Genomic DNA, 21,248 nt, shown 5'->3' with positions numbered 1-21,248 from the left:
AAACACAATCAATTAAATTTTTTAGCAAAGCCTTGATTAGTAAAAGCGCAAATTGACCGCTTCTTACCGAGGGCTTGGCTTATCTCTGCTTGGGTAAATTCTAAACTCAAGGGAACTTGGTAAAAATCACATTTGTTCTTAATGGTTTTTAATGAACGCTCACTTAAATCTGTCGCTGCGATGACGTGAAGTGCCTTACCCTTTTGAACGGCTTCAATAACGCTGCTTTCTCCACTGATCAAGCCACCGGCAACCTGGGCAAGCCCTAAAAGATTTAAGCGCTTATTCATTGCCATATAGCTCTTTTCTAGCTTTCATATGATCAGCGTAATCCTTTAATTCATTATAAAAAGCGTCATCAATGCTAACTTCCAAGTGCTTGTCCAGTAGGTGCTTATCCCATGCCTTTTGAACTATGTCAGGGTCGGTCGCTACATAGGCACCGCGTCCATTCATTTTCCCACTCGGGTCAATAGCAACTTCGCCCTCTGGTGTACGGACAACCCGAATTAACTCTTTTTTTGGAAATTGCTCATTAGACACCACACACCGACGCATCGGTATTTTGCGCTTTTTCATAAATATCCCCTCTATTCTTTTTCGAGATCTTGACCTTCATCCAACAATTCATCGTATGTCACTTCATCGGATTCTTCAACATCTGAAACAATTTCTTCCATATCATCAGGATGGATATTTTCTTCATCGTAATTTTCGAAACCAGCTTGGTCATCTGCTGAAACTTCTGATAATAAAGGATCAGTTTCCTCACTAACTAGAGAATCAGAGGCTAAGGCAGCCGGATCACTCATGAGTTCTTCCCCTGCGTTAACATCGTTTAAGAGGCTTTCGACTTCTTCACTCTCAGCTTCAAGATTTTGATCTTGTAAAAATTTTTCTTTGTATTCTTCAGAATCTTGATAGTCTTCATACTCAGTTTCAGACTTAATATCAATCTTATAACCCGTTAACTTAGCTGCTAGACGAGCGTTTTGCCCTCGCTTACCGATGGCTAAAGACAAATGATTGTCTGGAACAACGACTACACAAGCCTGTTCATTAGGAACAAAGTGAACAGCGAGAACATCAGCAGGATTTAAAGCATTAGCAATGAGAACCGCAGGATCCTCATCCCATTCGATAATATCCATATTTTCGCCCTTCAGTTCATTAACCACTGTTTGCACCCGGCTACCTCTAGGCCCCACACAGGTCCCCACCGGATCCACATTAGGGTCATTAGAATAAACAGCTAGCTTAGAACGATCGCCTGCTTCTCTAGCAATTGCGCGAATTTCAACGGTCCCATCGTAAATTTCGGGAACTTCTTGCTCAAATAAGCGTTTTAGCATATTAGGATGGGTACGACTCACGTAAATTTGAGGTCCCTTTGTGGTATTTTCGACCCTTTCCACATAAACTTGGATACGGTCATGGGGTTGGAAATACTCTCCAGGGATTTGTCCCTCAGGAGTCAAAACTGCCTCAATTTTACCTAAATTCACATAGATATAACGCCGGTCTTGTCTTTCCACTGTCCCCGTTAACAAGTCATCTTCATAATCGATAAATTCTTCATAAATGATTTCACGTTCTGCTTCACGTAAACGTTGGGTGATGACCTGCTTGGCTGTTTGTGCTGCGATACGCCCAAAATCTTCTGGAGTGACTTCAAAGCGAATTTTATCGCCAATTTCGTAACCCCGATTGATTTCCAAAGCATCCTCTAGGGATACTTCTAAATTAGAGTCCATCACGGTTTCCACCACTTCTTTTACAGAATAAACGTGGAAACTCCCTTTTTTATCATCAAAAACAACTTCGACATTTTGTGCCTGGTCAAAATTTCGCTTGTAAGCAAAGACCAATGCTGATTGCACAGCATCTATAATGGTATCCTTTGATATACCTTTTTCTTGTTCTAACATTTCAAAGGCTTGAATTAGTTGTTTACTCATTTCTATCCCTCTTTAAAATTCTATTGCCAAACGAATTAAAGACACGCTTTTACGCGGAAAGTCTTGAACTAAACGTCGGGTCTTATCTTTTACTTCTAAAGTAAAGTATTGTTCACTAGCTTCTAAAAGGCGTCCTTCAACAAATTTGCTACCATCAATTTCATGATAGAAATTTAAATGAACCCATTTACCAATTGCTTGTTGGATGGCATTGTCATTATTTAAAGGACGTTCCGCTCCAGGAGAAGATACTTCTAGGTAGTAAGCTTGGGGAATAGGGTCGTCTTCGACATTGTCTAAGATTTCAGAAATCTTTTCACTTGCTTTTACACAATCAGCGATCGTTATGCCGTCATTATTATCTATGTAGATGCGTAAATACCAATCCTTACCCTCTTTGGAAAAAGTGATATCAAATAATTGATATCCCATTTCATTAATATCAGCTTCAATTAATGCTTTCACTTGGTCAGTAACTTTAGCCATACTTCCCTCACTTTCTACTCATGAAAAAGAGTGAGCGCTAGCGCTCACTCCTTCCTTCCTATAACAACACTATTATCTTAACATATTTTTCATTAACTAGCAATAGCTAGGCTTTTTTGCCCTGACCTATCAAGCCACTGACACTTGAGATCGGCAAGGAAAAAATTAGCCCATGTCCTGGCTCCGTAATTTTCATTGTCTCTGAAATGTTATCTGTTACTTGTTTAATTTTATTGGCGGGAAGAACCATCCAAACAATCTCTTTTTCGGGTTCAATTTGAATGGAAAAAATGCTGGATTTTTCATGGGCGCCACTTCCACGACCGTGTAAAATCGTTGCTCCCTTAGCTCCTTCGTCACGGGCAGCATCAACCACTTGATCAGCTAAATCCCTTTGTACTATGGTTACCAGGAGCTGGTCTTTGTTTTTCTGGTCTGCCTCATTAAAGAAATAACTATGGTTTTGATTGCCTAAATAAGAAGACACATCAAAAGAAAATAGGACACCTGTCCCCTTTTTCTTTAATTTCAGGGCATCTTCTAAATGGGCATGGATTTCCGCTTCTTTTTCTTTTGGAACAATGGTTAAAAAGATTTCACGTTCGGTTCCTTGTAAACCCAAGGACCGCAATAAGTTGCTTTGAACAGTCCCGTAGGCTCTAATAATCGTTCCACCTGATGCACCAGCTTGTTTGGCGCGCTTCAATAAACGGCTAGCCATCCCTTCTTTAACAATGGCTAAAAATAAAACTGGTTCTTTATTCACTTTTATTCCCCTTTCTCCATCAGCGCTTATACTTAATCACTTGTCTTTGTTTGAATCTTAAATATTAATCCGAGTAATTCTACCATGATCACCGGAATCATAGCAACAAAAGCAATCACACCAAAGGCATCTAATGCATTTGCATTGGGGAGATAGTCAGCTGCTCCTTGGGCAAAGGCTAAAATAAAAGTAGCTGTCATCGGACCAGAAGCTACCCCACCAGCGTCAAAAGCGATCCCAGTAAATAGATTAGGGACTTGGTAAGACAAGAGGATGGCCAGGGCAAAACCAGGTAAGAGGAAATGCCAGACCATTAACTGGTCACTGGAAATTCGTAACATGGATAAACCGACTGCTAGAGCCACTCCTATGGAGAGTGCAATCATAAGGATTTTATTAGGAATATATCCACCCGTAACATCCTCAACTTGGTCTCCCAAGACATGGACAGCAGGCTCAGCGAGAACAACAACTAAACCAAGAATAAATCCAGTAATAATTAACCATAGATTTCCTCTTTCAGCCATGGCTTGACCAAGGAATTTCCCCATATCCATGAAACCTTCATGAACGCCAACTAGGAAAATAGTTAAACCAATCACCGTATAAATAATTCCTTTAAAAATATCCATCAATTCTTCTTTATCAAGTTGGAAATGTCTCCAGTTCATATAGATAAATAAGAGAACAATCGGGATAAGGGCAATAATCGATTCAACTAGAGTCGGCAGAAAACTGGATACAATCGCATAAAACACATTTTGTGTCGGTTCAACCACCGATTCAGCCGGTTGAATATTACTTTGCGATAATAGAATCAGTAAAAGGGTCGCTAAGATTGGCCCAGTACTCATGGCGCCAACCAGACCAAAGGCGTTGTCTTCAGCGTCCTTTCCCCCCATCCTTTGGGCAAGGGAACCTGACAAGGCTAAAATAAAGGGAGTGGTTAATGCCCCTGTAGTCGCGCCAGAAGCGTCAAACCCCATAGCAATGTTAGAGTCTTCAGAAAAAATAGCTAGTATTAAAATAATTCCGTAAACAAGTGCAAAGAAATGCTTTAAAGCAATTCGTTTCAAGAGTCGAAATACTCCAAATGCAATCATGATCCCCACACCAATAGAGACTGATAAGACGACTAGTTGCTGACTCAAGGCACCTGAAGTCGCCTCTTGAATTTGCAGACCCAGTATCAATAAGTCTGGCTCAGCGATAGTCACTGCAAAACCAATAATAAAACTGATTACTGCAATGACCTTAACCGAACTATTTCCGGCAACATAGTGACCTAAGTGATTTCCAATTGGGGTCATCCCCACATCAATACCAGTTAGAAAAATCGTCAGCCCTAACATGAGTAAAATCGCCCCGATAATAAAAGCGAGCAACATATTAGCCGGCACATCAACCACAAAAAATGATAGCACTAATACAATAGCCACCACAGGTAATACCGAGTAAGCTGTTTCTTTAAAACTATCAATTAAAACATCCATAGACGCTCTCCTTTCTTACAGATTTTATTCAATTTCGCGCAATAAACCGGTCGTATTATTGACAGGTAGGGAAAAGGTAATTCCTGAATTTGGTGATCTCAGGTTCATTTTTTCAACAATAGCCTGGGAAATGGCACTTACCTTTTCACTATCTACCACCATTAAGACAATATCTTTTTCTTCTTCAATGGTGACATCAAAAGCGGCTTCATAATCTTTATAACCCGCTCCACGTCCCTTAACGACAGTAGCTCCGACAGCTCCCGCTTCCCGGGCAGTTTTGATCACATCGCGACCATATTTATGGTCAACAATGGTAATAATCATTTCTTGCATCATAACAGCTCCTCTCTTCAAAAGATTCAGTCACTTTAAAAGTGAATATGAACAAATAAAAATAAGTTTACTTTGATCGTAACATAGCAAACAAGCGATTAGCTAGTAAAAGGCTCTTTGCTTGCAAAGCTAGAAGAACCAATATAATAAAACAAGGCTGTCGAAAATAACAGCCTTGTTAAGTATTACGCCTTTTAATTGCTTATCTCTATTAAAAATCAAATAGAGATAATTGATTTTCTTCCGGTAAGCCATTTAGTGCATTGCACTCATCTAAATGATCGATAACTGATTGGCTGACCTTACCACGAATCTTCAGATCTTCTTTTGATAAGAAAGGAGATTCTTCCCTGGCTTTAACGACTTGTTGAGCCACGCTGACACCTAGTCCAGAAACAGCACGGAAGGGTGCAATTAAGGTATCATCTCCTTCGATAACAAAGTCTTTAGCATCTGATTTCTCTAAATCAACCATCTTAAATTTCAAACCACGCTCCCACATTTCATTGACTAATTCTAGCACAATTTGTAGGGACTTTTCTTTGGCACTGGCATCATTACCCTTAGCCTTTATCTCTTTAAGGCGGTCCTTGTTCGATTCTAAACCGCCAGCCATGGCTTTCAAATCAAAATCTTCAGCCCTGACACTGAGATAGGCACAATAGTACCAGATGGGATGGTGCACTTTGAACCAAGCTACCCGCAAGGCGTTAATCACATAAGCAGCCGCATGGGCTTTAGGGAACATATACTTAATTTTTTGGCAGGAATCCATGTACCATTCTGGTACCTCATGTTCTTTCATAATCGCTTGATGTTCAGGTGACAGCCCTTTCCCCTTTCTTACCTTTTCCATAATTTGGAAGGAATCGCTCTTAGGGACTCCCATATGAATCAAATCCATCATAATGTCGTCCCGACAACCAATAACATCCTTTAATTCCATGCCCTTTTCACTAACCAAGGTTTCGGCATTCCCCAGCCAAACATCAGTTCCGTGAGAAAGACCGGAAATTTGTAGTAATTCGGCAAAAGTGCTGGGGTGAGTCGCTTCTAGCATCTGTCTAACGAATGGCGTACCAAATTCAGGAATACCCAGGGTCCCGGTTTTGGAAAAAATTTGCTCTGGAGACACCCCAAGGGAGTCGGTTCCATTAAATAGTTTATAGACTTCGGGATCGTCCATCGGGATATCTGTTGGCTCAATTCCCGAAAGATCCTGTAATTTACGAATAACCGTAGGATCATCGTGACCCAGGCAGTCTAATTTTAAGACATTGTCATGGATGGAATGGAAATCAAAGTGGGTAGTTCGCCAATCAGCAGTTTGCTCATCGGCAGGGTATTGGATCGGGGTAAAATCATAAACGTCCATGTTTTCTGGAATAACAATAATCCCACCCGGGTGTTGTCCAGTTGTTCGTTTTACCCCGGTAGCCCCTTTGGCGAGGAAATCTTTTTCGGTTTGCCTTAAGTTTAAATTATGGTCTCGGTCATAACCTAAAACATAGCCAAAAGCGGTCTTATCAGCAACAGTAGAGATGGTTCCGGCTTTATAAACGTGGTCCTCCCCAAAAAGGACCTTAGTATAGTTGTGGGCTTGAGCTTGATATTCTCCGGAGAAGTTAAGGTCGATATCAGGTACCTTGTCCCCATTAAAACCTAAGAAGGTTTCAAACGGAATATCATGACCATCCTTAGACAATGGCTGACCACATTCGGGACAATCCTTATCTTCTAAGTCAAAACCAGATCCAATTTCGCCATGGGTATAGAAATGGCTGTAATGGCAGTTCAGGCAGACATAGTGTGGTGGAAGAGGATTAACTTCAGTGATACCTAACATGGTGGCAGCAAAGGAAGAGCCTACTGACCCCCGAGAACCAACAATATAGCCATCCTCATTCGATTTCCACACTAACTTTTGCGCAATGTAATAGATCACCGCAAAACCGTTACCAATAATACTGTCCAATTCCCGTTCTAATCTTTCTTCAATCAGTTCAGGTAAATTCTCACCGTAAATTTCATGAGCCTTAGTAAAAGCATCATTACGAATGGACTCTTCAGCACCATCGATATGGGGGGTATACAACTTATCGTGAATAGGTTCCACAAATTCAATGGTATCAGCTATGGCATTAGAATTAGTGACTACTAATTCAAAGGCTTTCTCTTCGCCTAAAAAGGCAAAATCATCGAGCATTTCTTTGGTCGTTCTGAAATGGGCTCTAGGAAAATATTTAGAGCGGTTAGATTTTATTGAATTGATCAAAATTTCCCGGTAAATCTTATCTTCGGGATTAAGATAATGCGCATCTCCTGTCGCTACCACTGGAATACCAAGTTCATCACCAATGTCCACTAAATCGTTAATGATATTTTCTAAAGCCTCATTATTGATAATATCTTGATTACGTAAAAGAGGCTCATAAGATGCTTTGGGTTGAATTTCGAGGTAATCGTAAAACTCAGCAAATTTCTTAGCGGTTTCCTTTCCTTTCTGCATGGCAGCAGTAAAGACTTCTCCTTCTGAACAAGCGGAACCAATCAATAGATGCTCACGGTGTTCCTTTAGGAGCGAGCGAGGAATACGCGGAACCCGGTGAAAATAGTCAACATTAGAGGCACTCACTAATTTAAATAAGTCCTTAAGCCCCTTTTGATTTTTGGCTAAGATGGTCGCATGGAAGGGGCGTCCCTTTTTATAGGCATCTCCTTGACCTATATCACGGTTCAACTGATCATGGTAAACCATATCATGAGATTCTTTGGCTTCCTTAACAAAAATCCACACCAAAGCACCCGTTGAAGTCGCATCGTAAATCGCCCGGTGGTGATGTTCTAGAGAGACGTTAAAATGCTTAGACAAGGTGTTTAAACGGAAGGATTTCAAATGTGGGTAAAGGTAGCGAGCTAATTCCAAGGTATCAATCACTGGATTTTCTATGGTAGGTAAGCCATTTCTTTGATAGGCAGCATCAATAAAGCCAACGTCAAAACTCGCGTTATGGGCGACTAAAATCGTTCCTTGACAGAAGTCCAAGAAATCCTGCATCACTTCGGGTTCAGGACGGGCATTAGCTACCATACTGTCGGTAATGCCTGTCAATTCGGTGGTAAAACTAGATAAGTGATGGCCTGGGTTTAAGAACTCAGAAAACTCTCCGACCACATTGCCTTTATGCATTTTTACCGCACCAATTTCAATAATCGTGTTATAAACTGCCGATAAACCGGTCGTTTCCACGTCAAAAATAACATAAGTCGCATTTTCTAATTCAACGTGGCCGGGATTATAGGCAATGGGAACACCATCATCAACGACATAGGATTCCATACCATAAATCAGCTTGACTCCAGTGTCTTTAGCTGCTTGACTAGCTTCAGGAAAAGCCTGGACATTACCATGGTCAGTAACAGCAATAGCTTTGTGCCCCCATGCGGCCGCCTGCTTGACAAAATCTGTCACAGAATTCGTAGCATCCAGGGCACTCATATTCGTGTGTAAGTGAAGCTCTACACGTTTTTGATCTTCTGGCATGGTATCTTGACGTGGTTCCTTTTCAATGGCTTCCAGGTCACGTGCATTAACAACGAGGTCTCTAGCAAAGCGGTCATCCATTTGGATATCACCTCGAACACGTAGCCACATACCTTCCTTGATACTATTGAAGATGGCAATATCTGCGTCACTATTAGAGAATTTTTGTACAATAAAGGCCGAGGTATAATCTGACATTTTTAAGACAAGAATACAGCGCCCGGTTCTTAATTCCCGTATCTCAACATCAAAAACAACACCCTCCATTACAGCACGACGCTGCTCTTCAGTATAGCTTTTCATCATTTGAACTTGGTCACTAGGAATAGACCGACCGATTCGAATTTGATCTGGAGATTTAACTTGCTTAGCATTTGAAGGGGCTTGCTCACTACGCTCCTGGACAAGCTTGGCTTTTTCTTGTTCTTCCTTCTCTAGCGCTTGACGTCTAGACTGGTATTGCTCTTGCCGCTCATTCGCTTTAGCTTGATCAACAATAACCTTCAGACTTAGCTTATCGAAGCCGTGGCGCTGATAGCAATCCAGGATCGCCTGAACGTAGTTAGTTTCAACATATTCGCGAATGGGGTCATTTTCTACATAAAGGAACATCTTCCCCTGGTTAATTTTAGGAGGATTAGCATATAAAACTTGTTGAGCCATGCCATCTGACAAATTCAAGCATTCCAAAATCACTGGCCAATAAGCACTCACTTCTTGGTCACTAGCTGTACTTACTTGACTGATAATAACTTTCAATTTTACTTTGGCTATGGCTTGAAAAGTATTGGTTAGTTGGGCATAAAAAAGTTGATAAGCAGAAAAAGGTAAGCGTTCTGGGAAACGAATATTGAATTGATAGCAGCGAGAGACTTGGTGAACAATCACCTCTTCAATAGACCCCTGCTTAATATTTTCATCATCACTCTGCCAATGCATTTGCCTAAGTAAAGTTTGAAACATCTCTTCGTTAGAAAGCATTTCATTCTCCCTTCAAAATAAAGAAACCCTCAAAAGGGCTTCTCTTTTTATTTAAAATAATCGTAAGATATCGTTCCAGGTCACGGCAATCATTAAGACCATTAATAAGACAAAACCAATCAAATTAATAATTCCCTCTGTCCGTACACTTAAAGCTTTCCCCCGTATGGCTTCAATAATATTGAGAAAGGCCTTACCCCCATCAAGGGCTGGGAAAGGCAGGAGGTTCACTATGCCTAAATTCACAGTCAGATAAGCCATTAATTGTAGCACAGCAATAAAGCCGACTTCTACAGTTTGAGAGGTCGCCTGGTACATATAAACCGGACCACCAAAGTTATTAATATCAAAACCATTAACGACCATGGAAGCTATTGCGCTAATAATCCCAACGACAATCGCCCAAGTCGCTTTAAATCCATAAGCGATTTTAGCCCCAAAGGACTTATTTTGAGGTGCACGTACTCCGATTTGCCCGATTTTTTGACCTTTATCTGTTTCGACCGCTCCCACTTGAACAGCGATAGATTTTTGCTCTTGGTCACGTTCAACGGTAAAATTGACTTCTTGACCCGGGTGTTGACTGACAATTTTTTGCATGTCAGTAAAACTATCGATCTTCTCATCATTAATCTTGATGACCCGGTCTCCGCTTTCTAATCCCGCTTCTTGAGCAGCTGAGTTTTCAACCATCTCCCCTAATATTGGAGCATTGGTATAAACACCGCCTTGAAGAAAGGCGATAAGGATAAAGGCTAAGATACCTAAAATAAAATTATTCATTGGGCCCATGATATTAGTTAACAGGCGGTTAATTAAAGGGGCTGATTGGAACTGCTTGTCAAGCGGAGCAATTTTCACTAGGCTACCATTTTCTTCCAAAATATAGGCTTCTGGACTAACAGAATATTTTTTGGATTCAGTTTCACCAAATGGGACCCCATGAATATACATAGCCTCAGACAAGTCACTATCCATCACTTCCAATGGTAGAGCCTCAATATCTTCCTCATTACTGTCTAAGCAAATTAAATCAATCACTCGATCATCATTAAAACCGACTTTAATTTGTCGCCCTGGTTCGATGACTTCATCCATATCTTCAAGACCAGCCATACGCACATAGCCACCAATTGGTAAAAGACGTAGGGTATAAGTGGTTTCTTCTCCTTCATGATGAAAAATACGTGGACCCATACCAATAGCAAACTCACGAACCATAATCCCTGACCGTTTAGCCATGATAAAGTGGCCAAATTCATGGAATATCACGATAACACTGAAAATAATAATAAAAACGATAATTGCTTTCATAGAAACTCCTTACTACAAAAATGCCACTAAATAATGGAACATTGGCAGAACAATCAATAGACTATCAAATCGATCCAGTAAGCCTCCGTGTCCTGGTAGTATTTTTCCACTTTCTTTCACTTTAAAGTAGCGTTTAATGGCTGATTCAATGAGGTCGCCAAATTGCCCCAAGAGACAAAGAGCAATCGCCAAGATAACCACTGAAAGGAGTGGCAGATTCAAACTACCATCAAAAAAATTGAGGCAAAGACTATAGATGATCCCTGCCAATATCCCACCTATCGAGCCTTCGATGGTTTTATTAGGTGATATTTTAGGCGCTAACTTATGGCGGCCAAAATGAACGCCTGCTAGATAAGCAAAACTGTCATTAAACCATATAATACCAAAAGCAAAAATGACAGCAAAAAGTCCTAACCGTCGTGTCATAATCATATAATGATAACCAATGCCTACATAAACGGCTGAGACAGCTAAAGCACATAGGCGCTTAAAATCCATCTGTTCAGGAAAATAAACCATGGCTATAAACAAAAAAATGATTCCAGCATAGAAGAGATCCATTACCGTTAGAGAATGGGGAACAAAAGATAAGACCCGGTCTGGCAGTAAGACAACTAACATCATCAACTGGGTAACTAGCCCCTCAAAAGAAAAAAGCGGGACATTCATCATTTTTAGTAATTCACTCAAACTAACGATTCCTAACAAGACAACTAAAGCTTCAAAATACCCTCCCCCAATAAGCAAGAAAGGTATAAAAATTACTAAAGCGATAATTGCAGTAATCGTACGCGTCTTCATAGTCATACATCCATTCTATTTTAGGCCCCCATAGCGTCTTTGACGGCTTTGGTATTCGCCAATACATGATAAAAAGATTTTTTTGTCAAAATCAGGCCACTTAGTATCAATAAAATACATTTCACTATAGGCCAATTGCCAAAGTAAATAATTACTTAACCGGACTTCCCCACTCGAGCGAATTAAAAAATCAGGGTCATTGTAAGGTGCAAGTTGTTGGGTCATGAGATGATGGCTGATCGTGTCTTCATCTATCGAGTCAAGATCTAAATCCCCAGATTTAACTTCACCGGCAATTTCCTTTACCGCCTCAACTATCTCAGCTCTACTCCCATAATTAAAGGCAATATTGAGGATTAAGCCAGTGTTATCCTTAGTCTTATCTATAGCATTTTCAATAGATTGGATAGTGTATTTAGGCACTGAGCCTTTATTCCCCATAATTTTAACCTGAACATTATTCTCTATCAATTCGGGCAAGAGTTCTGCTTCCATTAAATTAGGCAATTTCATGAGATAAGACACTTCACTACGAGGGCGTTTCCAATTTTCGGTAGAAAAGGCATATACAGTTAATATCTTGACACCGATTTGACTGGCCGCTACAGCGACGCGGCGAATGGCTTTTAGGCCCTCATGGTGTCCATCAGTACGCTTTAGACCACGTTCCTTCGCCCAACGACCGTTACCATCCATGATAATTGCAACATGCTGGGGAATTTCTAAATTAGGATCAAAAGGATGCGTTTCGTTCATAATGTTTCCACCTCAAATATAAATACTAGTTATATTGTACCGATTAGTCAGGAATTTTGTAAATCTCATTTCTCAAATTAATACCTATTTTAACATGTAAGGAGAAAAAAGCGGGAAGAATTACTTAAGAGTATCTCGCTGAATTCTAATCGCTAACAATAGGACTTAATAAAAGAAAAAGTGACTTCATATTCACCTCTTTAAAATATAAAGAAGGAATAAAAAGTCACTAATTCAAGCAATAAGTAAGGATTAACTATTTAAAATTTCATCTTCTTTATCGCTAGCAATTTTTTCCAAACGTTCAGTTACTTCATCAGTAATTTTTTGGACTTCTTTTTCATTACGACGAGCATCGTCTTCAGTGATTTCTCCGTCTTTTTCTGCTTTCTTAATGGTATCATTAGCATCACGACGAATGTTTCGAATTGCAATTTTGGCGTCTTCTAAATCACGACCAACTAACTTAGACAATTCTTGACGACGCTCCTGAGTTAGCGCAGGAATGACTAAACGAATTTTTTCCCCATCATTAGTAGGAGCTATACCTATATCCGACATTTGAATGGCACGATCAATATTGTCTAAGGCACTCCGGTCATATGGTGTCACCATTAACATTCTTGGCTCTGGAATGGTAATTGATGCGATTTGATTTAAAGGCGTATCAACCCCATAATATTCGACGTAGATACCATTCAATAAACTGGCATTGGCTACACCAGCACGAATCTTGCCGAGTTCATTTTGCAATGATTGCTCGCTCTTCTTCATACGGTTTTTTGTTTCCGTAAACAAGTTATTAATATCCATTATCCTAACCCCTTACCGTTGTTCCGATTTCTTCCCCTTCAACAACACGACGAATATTTCCACGCTCGTTAAGGTTAAAGACGACAATCGGAATATCATTATCCATACTCAAAGAACTTGCTGTTGCATCCATGACCTGTAGGCCCTTGGTAATCACTTCTGTGTGAGAAAGCTCTGAGAATTTCTCTGCATTTTGATCGACTTTTGGATCAGCTGTATAAACACCGTCTACTCCATTTTTAGCCATTAAAATAACGTCCGCTTCAATTTCTGCAGCGCGTAAAGCAGCAGCTGTGTCTGTGGAAAAATATGGATTCCCTGTTCCGCCAGCAAAGATGACTACCCGATCTTTTTCTAAATGGCGCACGGCTTTGCGACGAATATAAGGTTCAGCAATTTGTCGCATCTCGATCGAAGTTTGAACCCGGGTAGGCACTTCTAAGTTTTCTAAGGCATCTTGCAAGCCTAGGGCATTCATTATCGTAGCTAGCATCCCCATATAATCTGCTTGGGCCCGTTCCATACCAATTTCTTCGCCCGTTTTTCCACGCCAAATATTTCCGCCACCACAGACAATGGCTATTTCAACCCCTAATTGGTAGACATCCTTGAGTTCTTGGGCAATTTTTTTCATTGTTTTAGGGTCAATTCCAAAATTATTGTCGCCTGCTAGGGCTTCCCCGCTCAATTTTAAAACGATACGTTTATATTTTGTAGACATGATTCGCTCCTTAACCTTCTAATAAAAAGGCTGGGCTTAACCCAACCTATTAGTATTTTCCAACAAAGTATTTGCTGGATGATTAACGCATTTGACTTTGAACTTCAGCTGCGAAATCTTCTTCTTTTCTTTCAATTCCTTCACCAACAGCGTAGCGACGGAAATCTTCTACAGAAGCATCTTCTTTGTCTAATAATTCTTTAACAGTCATGCTGTCATCGAGTAAGTAGTCTTGGTCATTTAAGCAAACTTCAGCATAGAATTTGTGCATACGACCTTCAACCATTTTTTCAATAATCTTTTCAGGCTTACCTTCATTTTTAGCTTGTTCAGTCAAGACTTCACGTTCATGATCACGTTCTTCTTGGGGAATTTGCTCTTCACTAACATATTTAGGTGCAATCCCACTAACATGTAAGGCAAGATTTAAAGCTAATTGGTCATCAGAACTATTGACTAAAACAAGTGTAGCAATTTTCCCACCCATGTGGACATATTGTCCGAACACTTGGTCATCAGTTTTTTCAAAAACAGTGAAACGACGGAAGTTAATCCGTTCACCAATAATCGCAGTCTTTTGAGTAAGGTAGTCTTCTAAGGATTCGCCGTTAATTTCAACTTTTTCCTTAGCTTCTTCCATATCTTGTGGCTTATATTGTACTAAGGCATGTCCAATTTCATCGATAATTTCAGTGAACTTGTCATTTTTTGCAGCAAAATCAGTTTCAGTATTTACTTCTAAAATAGCTGCAGTATTGCCTTCAATATAAATCTTTGCCAAACCTTCAGCAGCAACACGATCCGCCTTCTTAGCAGCTTTCATTTGACCAGATTCACGTAAGTAATCGACAGCCTTATCGATGTCCCCATCAGTTTCTTGAAGAGCCTTCTTAGCGTCCATCATACCCACGCCAGTTTGATCACGTAATTGTTTAACTAACTTTGCACTAATTGCCATATTTTATTTTCCTCCTAGAGTGAATTCATTTCAAAAAAATAGCTATCTCATAAGTAAAAGCTACTTGAAGCTTGAGTTACCTAAGAAGATAGCTATCTACTCTTTTATATCTTACTATTTTTAGCGTTTTACTGCAACCGATTTAGATTATTCTTGGCCTTCTGCTTCTTCGTTTTCACTAGCAAATTGGGCAGCAACTTTTTCTAAATCTTCGTCTGTTGCTAATTCTTCGCTTGCATCTTCGTCATCTTCACCTTGGTTACCTTCAAGTACAGCGTCAGCTAAAGTACTTGCAATTAGGCGGATTGCACGAATGGCGTCATCGTTTGAAGGGATGACATAGTCAATATCATCAGGGTCACAGTTAGTGTCGACCATAGCAATGATTGGAATGTTTAATTTCTTAGCTTCGTTAACTGCAATTTCTTCCTTACGTGGATCAACCACAAAAATTGCATCTGGTAAGCTAGGCATATCAGCCATACCACCAAGGTTGTTCTCTAATTTTTCACGTTCTTTATTTAATTCAGAAACTTCTTTTTTAGGAAGAACATCAAAAGTACCGTCTTCTTCCATACGATCAATATCACGCATGCGTTGGATACTCTTTTGGATGGTGTCCCAGTTAGTTAACAAACCACCTAACCAACGATGGTTAACGTAGTATTGACCACAACGTAAAGCTTCTTCTTCAATGGCTTGTTGTGCTTGCTTCTTGGTTCCAACAAATAAGATGTTACCACCATTAGCAGCAATATCACGAACCACGTTGTAAGCCTTGTCTAATAATTTGACAGTTTGTTGTAAGTCAATAATATAAATGCCATTACGTTCGGTAAAAATGTAACGGTCCATTTTAGGATTCCAACGACGGGTTTGGTGACCGAAGTGAACCCCTGCTTCTAATAATTGTTTCATAGTCACTTGTGACATATCTATTACCTCCATTTGGTTATTTTTCCGCCTACGCTTCCAAGAAACGCTACTCATGCTAGAGCACCTGGCGTTTCAATCCACGCAGTGTGAAATAAATATATGTTAAACACATACTGAGCTATTATATATCATTATCAAGTAGAATACAAGGCCTATAAGGCTATTTTCAATTTAATCCGCTAAATCTTCATCTTGATCAATATAACGAACCACCTTAGCCGGCACCCCGACAGCTAGGGCGTTGTCCGGAATATCCTTAGTTACCACGCTGCCAGCTCCAATCACTGCACCAGAACCAATACTTACGCCAGGCATCACCGAGACATTGGCTCCTAGCCAACAGTTTGCCCCAACTTTAATTGGAAGAGCCCGCTCTAGGCCCTGGTTACGCTTTTTAATTTGTAGGTGGTGCTGTGCCGTATAGAAACCGCAAAAAGGGCCAATAAAGCAGTGGTCTCCTAAACTAATTGGTGCACCATCCATAAAGTAGGCAGAGTAATTGATAAAGCAATCATCACCAATACTGACATTAAAGCCATAGTCCACGTAAAAAGGCGCCAGTAATTGAGACTTATCCCCGAAATGAGCAAACAATTGTCGTAAGAAGGCCTCCTTTTGCTGAGAATCTTCGGATAGACAATCATTATATTTCTTAGCTAAGCCTTGAGCCTTTTGCCGCATAGCTAATAGCTCCTCATCATAATTAGCATCGTACCATTGACCAGCTTTCATTTTTTCGCGTTCAGACATTTTACCTTCCTTTTCATTCCTTAGGCAATTGTAAATTGACATGGTCAAGCGTTTCTTGGTAAGCGCGATCAACTCTGGCTTGAGTCGCATGATCTAATTGACCATAATACTTCCCGCCTTGAACCCAATCTTCTAAGACATAAACTGTGTAATCATATAGATCGAAGCCGTGCCCTCTTTTGCCATTAGGAGTGCGATTAACCCAGGTAGGATGGGCTTGAATAGTGTCAATCTTGGTGGTGTCTCCCTGCTTAGTCAGGCTAACATCCATCAGCACCCCTCTTTCCGTCCAAGGGTTGTCAACGGTTTCGATCCGTTGATTAGATAAGAAATTCCCCATGGAATAAATAATAAACTTATTTTCACCATTATGGTTGACCACTTCACTTGGTTGAATGACATGAGGATGGCCCCCAAAGACGAGATCAGCTCCCCAGTTAATCATCTTATGGTAGAGAGCTTTCTGTTCTTCATTAGGTTGTAACTGGTACTCAATACCCATATGCGGCATAACAATGGTTATATCCGCATTTTGCTCAGCAAAGTTAATTTCTTCCTTCATTTTTTCTTCATCAAGATCACTCATGGAAGCCTCATATTCTTTCTTGGAGAGATTTTGTTCCATACCGTTGTAGCCATATGCATAATTCAAAATGGCTATTTTAATGCCATTGACCTCTTTAATTAAGAGTTGATCAGTGGAACGTGGTGCCTTAGTATATACTCCGATCGTATCGATCCCTAAATCATTAAAGGCTTTTTGAGTTGAAGCCACACCTTCTGACCCCATATCCAAAATATGATTATTTGCTAAGGCCATCACATCATAACCAGCGTTCTTTATAGCTGAAGCGACTTCCACCGGAGCATTAAACATGGGATAACCGGTTAGCTCACGTCCTGGTGTGATGGTGCCTTCGTAATCACCAATCACCAAATCTCCCTGGCCTAACCAATCTTTAACGTAACGGAAGTTATTATTAAAATCATAAGTCCCATTTCCCTGCTCAGCAGACCAATAAACGATATCGTGGTAAAGTAGGTCCCCATTGCAAAAAATGCGCGCACTACTTGTTTTTGAAGAATTATTCTTAGGATTTAAGCTAAACTCCCAGCTTTGGCCATCCTTAGAATGCTTTAATTCTTGATAAAGAAATGCTCCTGAAATGACAATTAGTAGGGCAAAGAAAACACCTAAAAGCGCTTTTAACAGTCCTTTGATATTCATCATCTACCTCCTCTATTTTATACTTGACGTTTCACTTTTAACTTGCAGGCATATCTAAAATAAAGCGCAAGTCATCCATGGTTAAGTGGGAACTTTCTCCCATTTCCTCATCTTGGAAGAGTTCATCGAAAAGATGGCGTTTTTCTTCTTGTAATTCAGCAATGCGCTCTTCAATCGTTCCTTCGGTAATGAATCGGTAAACCTCAACATCTTTGGTCTGACCGATTCGGTGGGCCCTGCCGATAGCTTGTTCTTCAACAGAGGGATTCCACCACAGATCATAAAGAAAGACAGTATCTGCACCGGTCAGATTAATTCCTACCCCGCCAGCTCTTAGGGAGATTAAAAAGACGGATCCTTCACCTTGGTTGAAGCGGTTGACTTGATCTTGGCGTTTTTCTTTATTGGTTTTCCCTTCAATAATAAAATAGTTAATCGCTTCTTGGTCTAAATAATCCTGCATGATCGCTAGCATCGATGTAAATTGTGAAAATACCAATATTCTACGATTATTACTTAAGGCCCGTTCTAACATCCGCTTGAAATATTCAAATTTTCCACTCGTTCCTTGGTAGTCAGAATTAACTAAGGCTGGGTGGCAGCAAATTTGTCTCAAGCGGGTGATGGCAGCAAGCATTTCCATGTGTTTGTGAGAACCATTGCCATCATTATCTTTCAGGCGATCGCGAATATCTTCCAAGTAAGCAAGATAAACCGCCTTTTGATTTGATTCTAAGCTAGCATAGCGATTATGTACGGACTTATCAGGCAATTCCAATTGAACTTCCTGTTTGGTTCGACGTAAGACAAAGGGGCTAACCAATTTACGAATGCTTTCAATGGACATGGCCTGAAATTCTTTCTTCTGTGGCAGTAAACCCGGTAAGATCATTTGCATCAAAGCCCAAAACTCATTTAAATTATTCTCTAAAGGAGTCCCTGATAATCCGATCCGCATGCCGCTGTCCTGGTTAACAACTGATTGGTATAAAACCGTCCGTTCATTCTTGAGTGCTTGAGCTTCATCTAGAATCAAGACATCAAAATATTCTTGGTGGTAGGCTTCTTGGTCATTACGATAGGAATGGTAGGAACAAATCCAGATGGCCTTGGGATTTTCCTGACGAATTTTTTCTCTTTCCTCAACACTACCATCTAATACCACAACCTTCACCTCTGGAGCAAAGCGTTGAATTTCATATTTCCAATTATAAATAACAGAAGCTGGCGCTAAAATGAGCACATTGGCTTGAGGCAGTTTATCAAAGTAATCCAACAGGAAAGCCACTGTTTGAACAGTCTTCCCCAGTCCCATTTCATCAGCTAATAGCCCACCTAGGTTATATTTAGCCAATTGGCCTAACCACTGAACAGCATATTTTTGATAAGGAGCTAATTCAGTTTTTAAGCCTGGATTGCTTTGGTAATCTGACCGAGCTGGGTGGATGATATCTTGGTAGAATTGTTCAAAATCCACTGCCTGGCCTAAGGCATCTGCATATTTTAGACTTTGGTAGGCAGGAACTTGCCCCCCATTTTCCCAATGCGTATTGCCAGAACGCAGCTGTTTTAACATCTTATTCTGTTGAGGAGTAATGATTTTCTTCAAATCAATAATTTTTCCACTATCTAACTGCAGGTATTGGTCGTTTTGCTCGATAGCCTTTAAAATTTCATTGACTTCATCGTCATCAACATCATCCAGGGTGAAATTAATCGTTAAGAAGCGATTCTCTTCATTTTTACCAGTTTCTACTTTTAATTGCTTATCGTTATTTTGCCATTCCTCTAATTGTTGACTATAAGTCACCGTCCATTCATCAGGGAAGAATTTCTGACAATCGTTTAAAGCTTCCATGGTTTGATTAAAATTATCAAATTGACTAATAAATTGATTATCTGATTTTTCAAAGGCTAATTTGATAAGTTGTTGCTCGGATTGAATTTCGCCCTTAATATCTCTTAAGATAATACCCTTTTCTGGCAAAATATTTTCTCCTGGAGTATCAGATAACTGGTACTGGCCATAATGATAGATTAAATCAGCTTGTAAGAGACGATCACTGACATCTAGGGCTATCTCTACTTTCAATGGTCCCATTCCTGAGGCGAAACTTAACAATACAATATTATTGATAAGACCATGGGCAAGAATTTGGTAGCCAAAACAAGAAATAAACTCTTCAACCTCATCCGCACTAAGCTGCCACTGGTAGGAATGGTCAGCAAATGTTCCTTGCAACAATTCTAAATCATCAAAATAGCTTTGGTCAGCTTCAATTCTATAGAGATTGTAGCCATCGAAGATCATTTGGTAGAACTTATATAAGCGCATCCTAGGATTCATGATCACTAGGTAATTTCCATCCTTGTGCTGGAGTTCAAGTAAGACTGGCCGTTTGTCTTGATAAAAGTTAAGCTCAACTAAGTCATCATCGAGATAAAATTGGATATTGTCGCCATCTTGATTTGATTCACTGTGCTCTTGATAAAAATCTATCAACATGGCCAATTGCTTCTGAGATAAGAAATCTCGTTGGGGGCTTTGGTGAGATGTCGAAATATTTAATCCTGCTTCTAGGCGGTGATTGTTATTTTCCTTAATCAAAGCTAATTGGTAAAGCAAGTCATAAGTATCAGCATTAAAGGCTTCTTTCATGAGCCAGACCGCCTTATCGTGGCGGTTGGAGAGCCGATATGAGCCCGCATTTAAAAGTTGTCGATAAAAATCCGTAAAATCTTGGACATAGTAAAGTTGATCATAACCGACTTTTAGTCTTAAATAGAAGAGTCTTTCACTCGATAATTGATATTGGAGTCCAGTCATATCGTAAATTTCGAATTGAACCTTTAAACGATAGGTCTTGACTTGATCCTGGTCACTGAGCTTGTAATCCATTCTTTCACGGTAGGAAGTGAGTAATTTATCGATTGATGGATGCTGGTCCATCACATTTTCTGGATAATGAAATAGAGGTTTCTTGGAATATGCCATGGCACGCACCACATCATGGTCACGTAAAAACAATTCCACTGCAACAGTATGTGGGCAGTAAGATTTTTGTTGCCAGGTGATACAACGACAAATATCTTCTTCTTTACCAGTTCCATCTAAAATAACGATGTATTTTTCATCGTCAAGAACTTCTGCGCGCCAAATAGCTTCATTTTCATTAGGAATCACTTTTAGCACACGGTCCTGGTTAACTAGCTGCCTACCTTCCTCAATCATTTTTGTTGGTATACTCCAACGCATAAATTCACCCACTTTTTATAAATAATTAACTTCTTTGAATTAACTCATTATACCATACCAACGTAAAAGTGAATAGAATATCCAGCTTTAACGCATATGTAGAAACCTGTCATTATTAAGATTTAGATCCTACAAATAAGAAAAACTC

At 40.0% G+C, this 21,248-nt stretch carries 18 protein-coding genes; all 18 read right to left on the bottom strand.

Annotation, left to right across the window (positions count from 1 at the left end; translation table 11 throughout):
- Positions 1-8: 8 nt before the first annotated feature.
- The 18 genes from DBT49_RS04950 to DBT49_RS04865 all read right to left on the bottom strand — a co-directional run bounded on the left by DBT49_RS04950 (position 9) and on the right by DBT49_RS04865 (position 21,100).
- Complete coding sequence (locus tag DBT49_RS04950; protein ID WP_070560256.1) at positions 9-290, bottom strand: L7Ae/L30e/S12e/Gadd45 family ribosomal protein; 282 nt, start codon at positions 288-290, stop codon at positions 9-11.
- On the bottom strand, positions 283-579 hold the full coding sequence (rnpM, locus tag DBT49_RS04945; protein WP_070560258.1) for an RNase P modulator RnpM: 297 nt from the start codon (positions 577-579) through the stop codon (positions 283-285). Before rnpM ends, DBT49_RS04950 begins: the two co-directional genes overlap by 8 nt.
- 11 nt (positions 580-590) lie before the next feature.
- The gene (gene nusA / locus DBT49_RS04940) at positions 591-1,958 is read right to left on the bottom strand and encodes a transcription termination factor NusA (RefSeq protein ID WP_070560260.1); all 1,368 of its coding nucleotides are present in this window, start codon (positions 1,956-1,958) and stop codon (positions 591-593) included.
- 12 nt (positions 1,959-1,970) lie between these two features.
- Entirely contained in the window at positions 1,971-2,444 is a 474-nt protein-coding gene (gene rimP / locus DBT49_RS04935) for a ribosome maturation factor RimP (RefSeq protein ID WP_013668712.1), read from the bottom strand.
- A gap of 106 nt (positions 2,445-2,550) precedes the next feature.
- Positions 2,551-3,210: a P-II family nitrogen regulator gene (locus DBT49_RS04930; protein WP_224783873.1), complete on the bottom strand. Its 660-nt coding sequence runs from the start codon at positions 3,208-3,210 to the stop codon at positions 2,551-2,553.
- Between the two features lie 32 nt (positions 3,211-3,242).
- Positions 3,243-4,703 carry a DUF1538 domain-containing protein gene (locus DBT49_RS04925; RefSeq protein WP_060778210.1) on the bottom strand — a complete coding sequence of 487 codons (1,461 nt, stop codon included), beginning with the start codon at positions 4,701-4,703 and terminating at the stop codon, positions 3,243-3,245.
- Between the two features lie 24 nt (positions 4,704-4,727).
- Complete coding sequence (locus DBT49_RS04920) at positions 4,728-5,039, bottom strand: P-II family nitrogen regulator (RefSeq protein WP_049776761.1); 312 nt, start codon at positions 5,037-5,039, stop codon at positions 4,728-4,730.
- A 211-nt stretch (positions 5,040-5,250) separates the two neighbouring features.
- Positions 5,251-9,564: a PolC-type DNA polymerase III gene (locus tag DBT49_RS04915; protein WP_070560262.1), complete on the bottom strand. Its 4,314-nt coding sequence runs from the start codon at positions 9,562-9,564 to the stop codon at positions 5,251-5,253.
- 51 nt (positions 9,565-9,615) lie between these two features.
- A complete protein-coding gene (rseP, locus tag DBT49_RS04910) occupies positions 9,616-10,878 on the bottom strand; it encodes an RIP metalloprotease RseP (RefSeq protein ID WP_070560264.1) in 1,263 nt (420 codons plus the stop codon).
- Between the two features lie 12 nt (positions 10,879-10,890).
- Positions 10,891-11,682 carry a phosphatidate cytidylyltransferase gene (locus DBT49_RS04905; protein WP_111872350.1) on the bottom strand — a complete coding sequence of 264 codons (792 nt, stop codon included), beginning with the start codon at positions 11,680-11,682 and terminating at the stop codon, positions 10,891-10,893.
- A 15-nt stretch (positions 11,683-11,697) separates the two neighbouring features.
- Positions 11,698-12,438, bottom strand: coding sequence for an isoprenyl transferase (locus tag DBT49_RS04900; protein WP_070560268.1), 741 nt, complete (start codon positions 12,436-12,438; stop codon positions 11,698-11,700).
- 252 nt (positions 12,439-12,690) lie between these two features.
- On the bottom strand, positions 12,691-13,251 hold the full coding sequence (gene frr, locus DBT49_RS04895; protein WP_013669985.1) for a ribosome recycling factor: 561 nt from the start codon (positions 13,249-13,251) through the stop codon (positions 12,691-12,693).
- Between the two features lie 4 nt (positions 13,252-13,255).
- Positions 13,256-13,972: a UMP kinase gene (gene pyrH, locus DBT49_RS04890; protein WP_013669226.1), complete on the bottom strand. Its 717-nt coding sequence runs from the start codon at positions 13,970-13,972 to the stop codon at positions 13,256-13,258.
- Positions 13,973-14,054: 82 nt separating this feature from the next.
- The gene (gene tsf / locus DBT49_RS04885) at positions 14,055-14,930 is read right to left on the bottom strand and encodes a translation elongation factor Ts (RefSeq protein ID WP_060778204.1); all 876 of its coding nucleotides are present in this window, start codon (positions 14,928-14,930) and stop codon (positions 14,055-14,057) included.
- A 147-nt stretch (positions 14,931-15,077) separates the two neighbouring features.
- Positions 15,078-15,863, bottom strand: a complete 786-nt coding sequence (gene rpsB, locus DBT49_RS04880; protein ID WP_060778203.1) for a 30S ribosomal protein S2 — start codon at positions 15,861-15,863, stop codon at positions 15,078-15,080.
- Positions 15,864-16,037: 174 nt separating this feature from the next.
- Positions 16,038-16,616: a sugar O-acetyltransferase gene (locus DBT49_RS04875; RefSeq protein ID WP_070560270.1), complete on the bottom strand. Its 579-nt coding sequence runs from the start codon at positions 16,614-16,616 to the stop codon at positions 16,038-16,040.
- A 13-nt stretch (positions 16,617-16,629) separates the two neighbouring features.
- Positions 16,630-17,844: a CapA family protein gene (locus DBT49_RS04870; protein WP_083300517.1), complete on the bottom strand. Its 1,215-nt coding sequence runs from the start codon at positions 17,842-17,844 to the stop codon at positions 16,630-16,632.
- A 37-nt stretch (positions 17,845-17,881) separates the two neighbouring features.
- Positions 17,882-21,100 (bottom strand): DEAD/DEAH box helicase, encoded by a 3,219-nt coding sequence (locus DBT49_RS04865; protein ID WP_070560273.1) that lies wholly within the window; start codon positions 21,098-21,100, stop codon positions 17,882-17,884.
- Between the last annotated feature and the right edge of the window lie 148 nt (positions 21,101-21,248).

The sequence above is a fragment of the Aerococcus mictus genome (genome assembly GCF_003286595.3).
Taxonomy (GTDB): domain Bacteria; phylum Bacillota; class Bacilli; order Lactobacillales; family Aerococcaceae; genus Aerococcus; species Aerococcus mictus.
Note: the sequence above shows the minus strand (reverse complement) of the source record. Positions and strands in the feature narration are given on the sequence as shown.

Excerpts from the sequence above, each read along its gene's own strand:
- DBT49_RS04950 (WP_070560256.1), bottom strand. The coding sequence starts at position 290 with ATGAATAAGCGCTTAAATCTTTTAGGGCTTGCCCAGGTTGCCGGTGGC.
- rnpM (WP_070560258.1), bottom strand. The coding sequence starts at position 579 with ATGAAAAAGCGCAAAATACCGATGCGTCGGTGTGTGGTGTCTAATGAG.
- nusA (WP_070560260.1), bottom strand. The coding sequence starts at position 1,958 with ATGAGTAAACAACTAATTCAAGCCTTTGAAATGTTAGAACAAGAAAAA.
- rimP (WP_013668712.1), bottom strand. The coding sequence starts at position 2,444 with ATGGCTAAAGTTACTGACCAAGTGAAAGCATTAATTGAAGCTGATATT.
- DBT49_RS04925 (WP_060778210.1), bottom strand. The coding sequence starts at position 4,703 with ATGGATGTTTTAATTGATAGTTTTAAAGAAACAGCTTACTCGGTATTA.
- DBT49_RS04920 (WP_049776761.1), bottom strand. The coding sequence starts at position 5,039 with ATGCAAGAAATGATTATTACCATTGTTGACCATAAATATGGTCGCGAT.
- DBT49_RS04915 (WP_070560262.1), bottom strand. The coding sequence starts at position 9,564 with ATGCTTTCTAACGAAGAGATGTTTCAAACTTTACTTAGGCAAATGCAT.
- rseP (WP_070560264.1), bottom strand. The coding sequence starts at position 10,878 with ATGAAAGCAATTATCGTTTTTATTATTATTTTCAGTGTTATCGTGATA.
- DBT49_RS04905 (WP_111872350.1), bottom strand. The coding sequence starts at position 11,682 with ATGAAGACGCGTACGATTACTGCAATTATCGCTTTAGTAATTTTTATA.
- DBT49_RS04900 (WP_070560268.1), bottom strand. The coding sequence starts at position 12,438 with ATGAACGAAACGCATCCTTTTGATCCTAATTTAGAAATTCCCCAGCAT.
- frr (WP_013669985.1), bottom strand. The coding sequence starts at position 13,251 with ATGGATATTAATAACTTGTTTACGGAAACAAAAAACCGTATGAAGAAG.
- pyrH (WP_013669226.1), bottom strand. The coding sequence starts at position 13,972 with ATGTCTACAAAATATAAACGTATCGTTTTAAAATTGAGCGGGGAAGCC.
- tsf (WP_060778204.1), bottom strand. The coding sequence starts at position 14,930 with ATGGCAATTAGTGCAAAGTTAGTTAAACAATTACGTGATCAAACTGGC.
- rpsB (WP_060778203.1), bottom strand. The coding sequence starts at position 15,863 with ATGTCACAAGTGACTATGAAACAATTATTAGAAGCAGGGGTTCACTTC.
- DBT49_RS04875 (WP_070560270.1), bottom strand. The coding sequence starts at position 16,616 with ATGTCTGAACGCGAAAAAATGAAAGCTGGTCAATGGTACGATGCTAAT.
- DBT49_RS04870 (WP_083300517.1), bottom strand. The coding sequence starts at position 17,844 with ATGAATATCAAAGGACTGTTAAAAGCGCTTTTAGGTGTTTTCTTTGCC.
- DBT49_RS04865 (WP_070560273.1), bottom strand. The coding sequence starts at position 21,100 with ATGCGTTGGAGTATACCAACAAAAATGATTGAGGAAGGTAGGCAGCTA.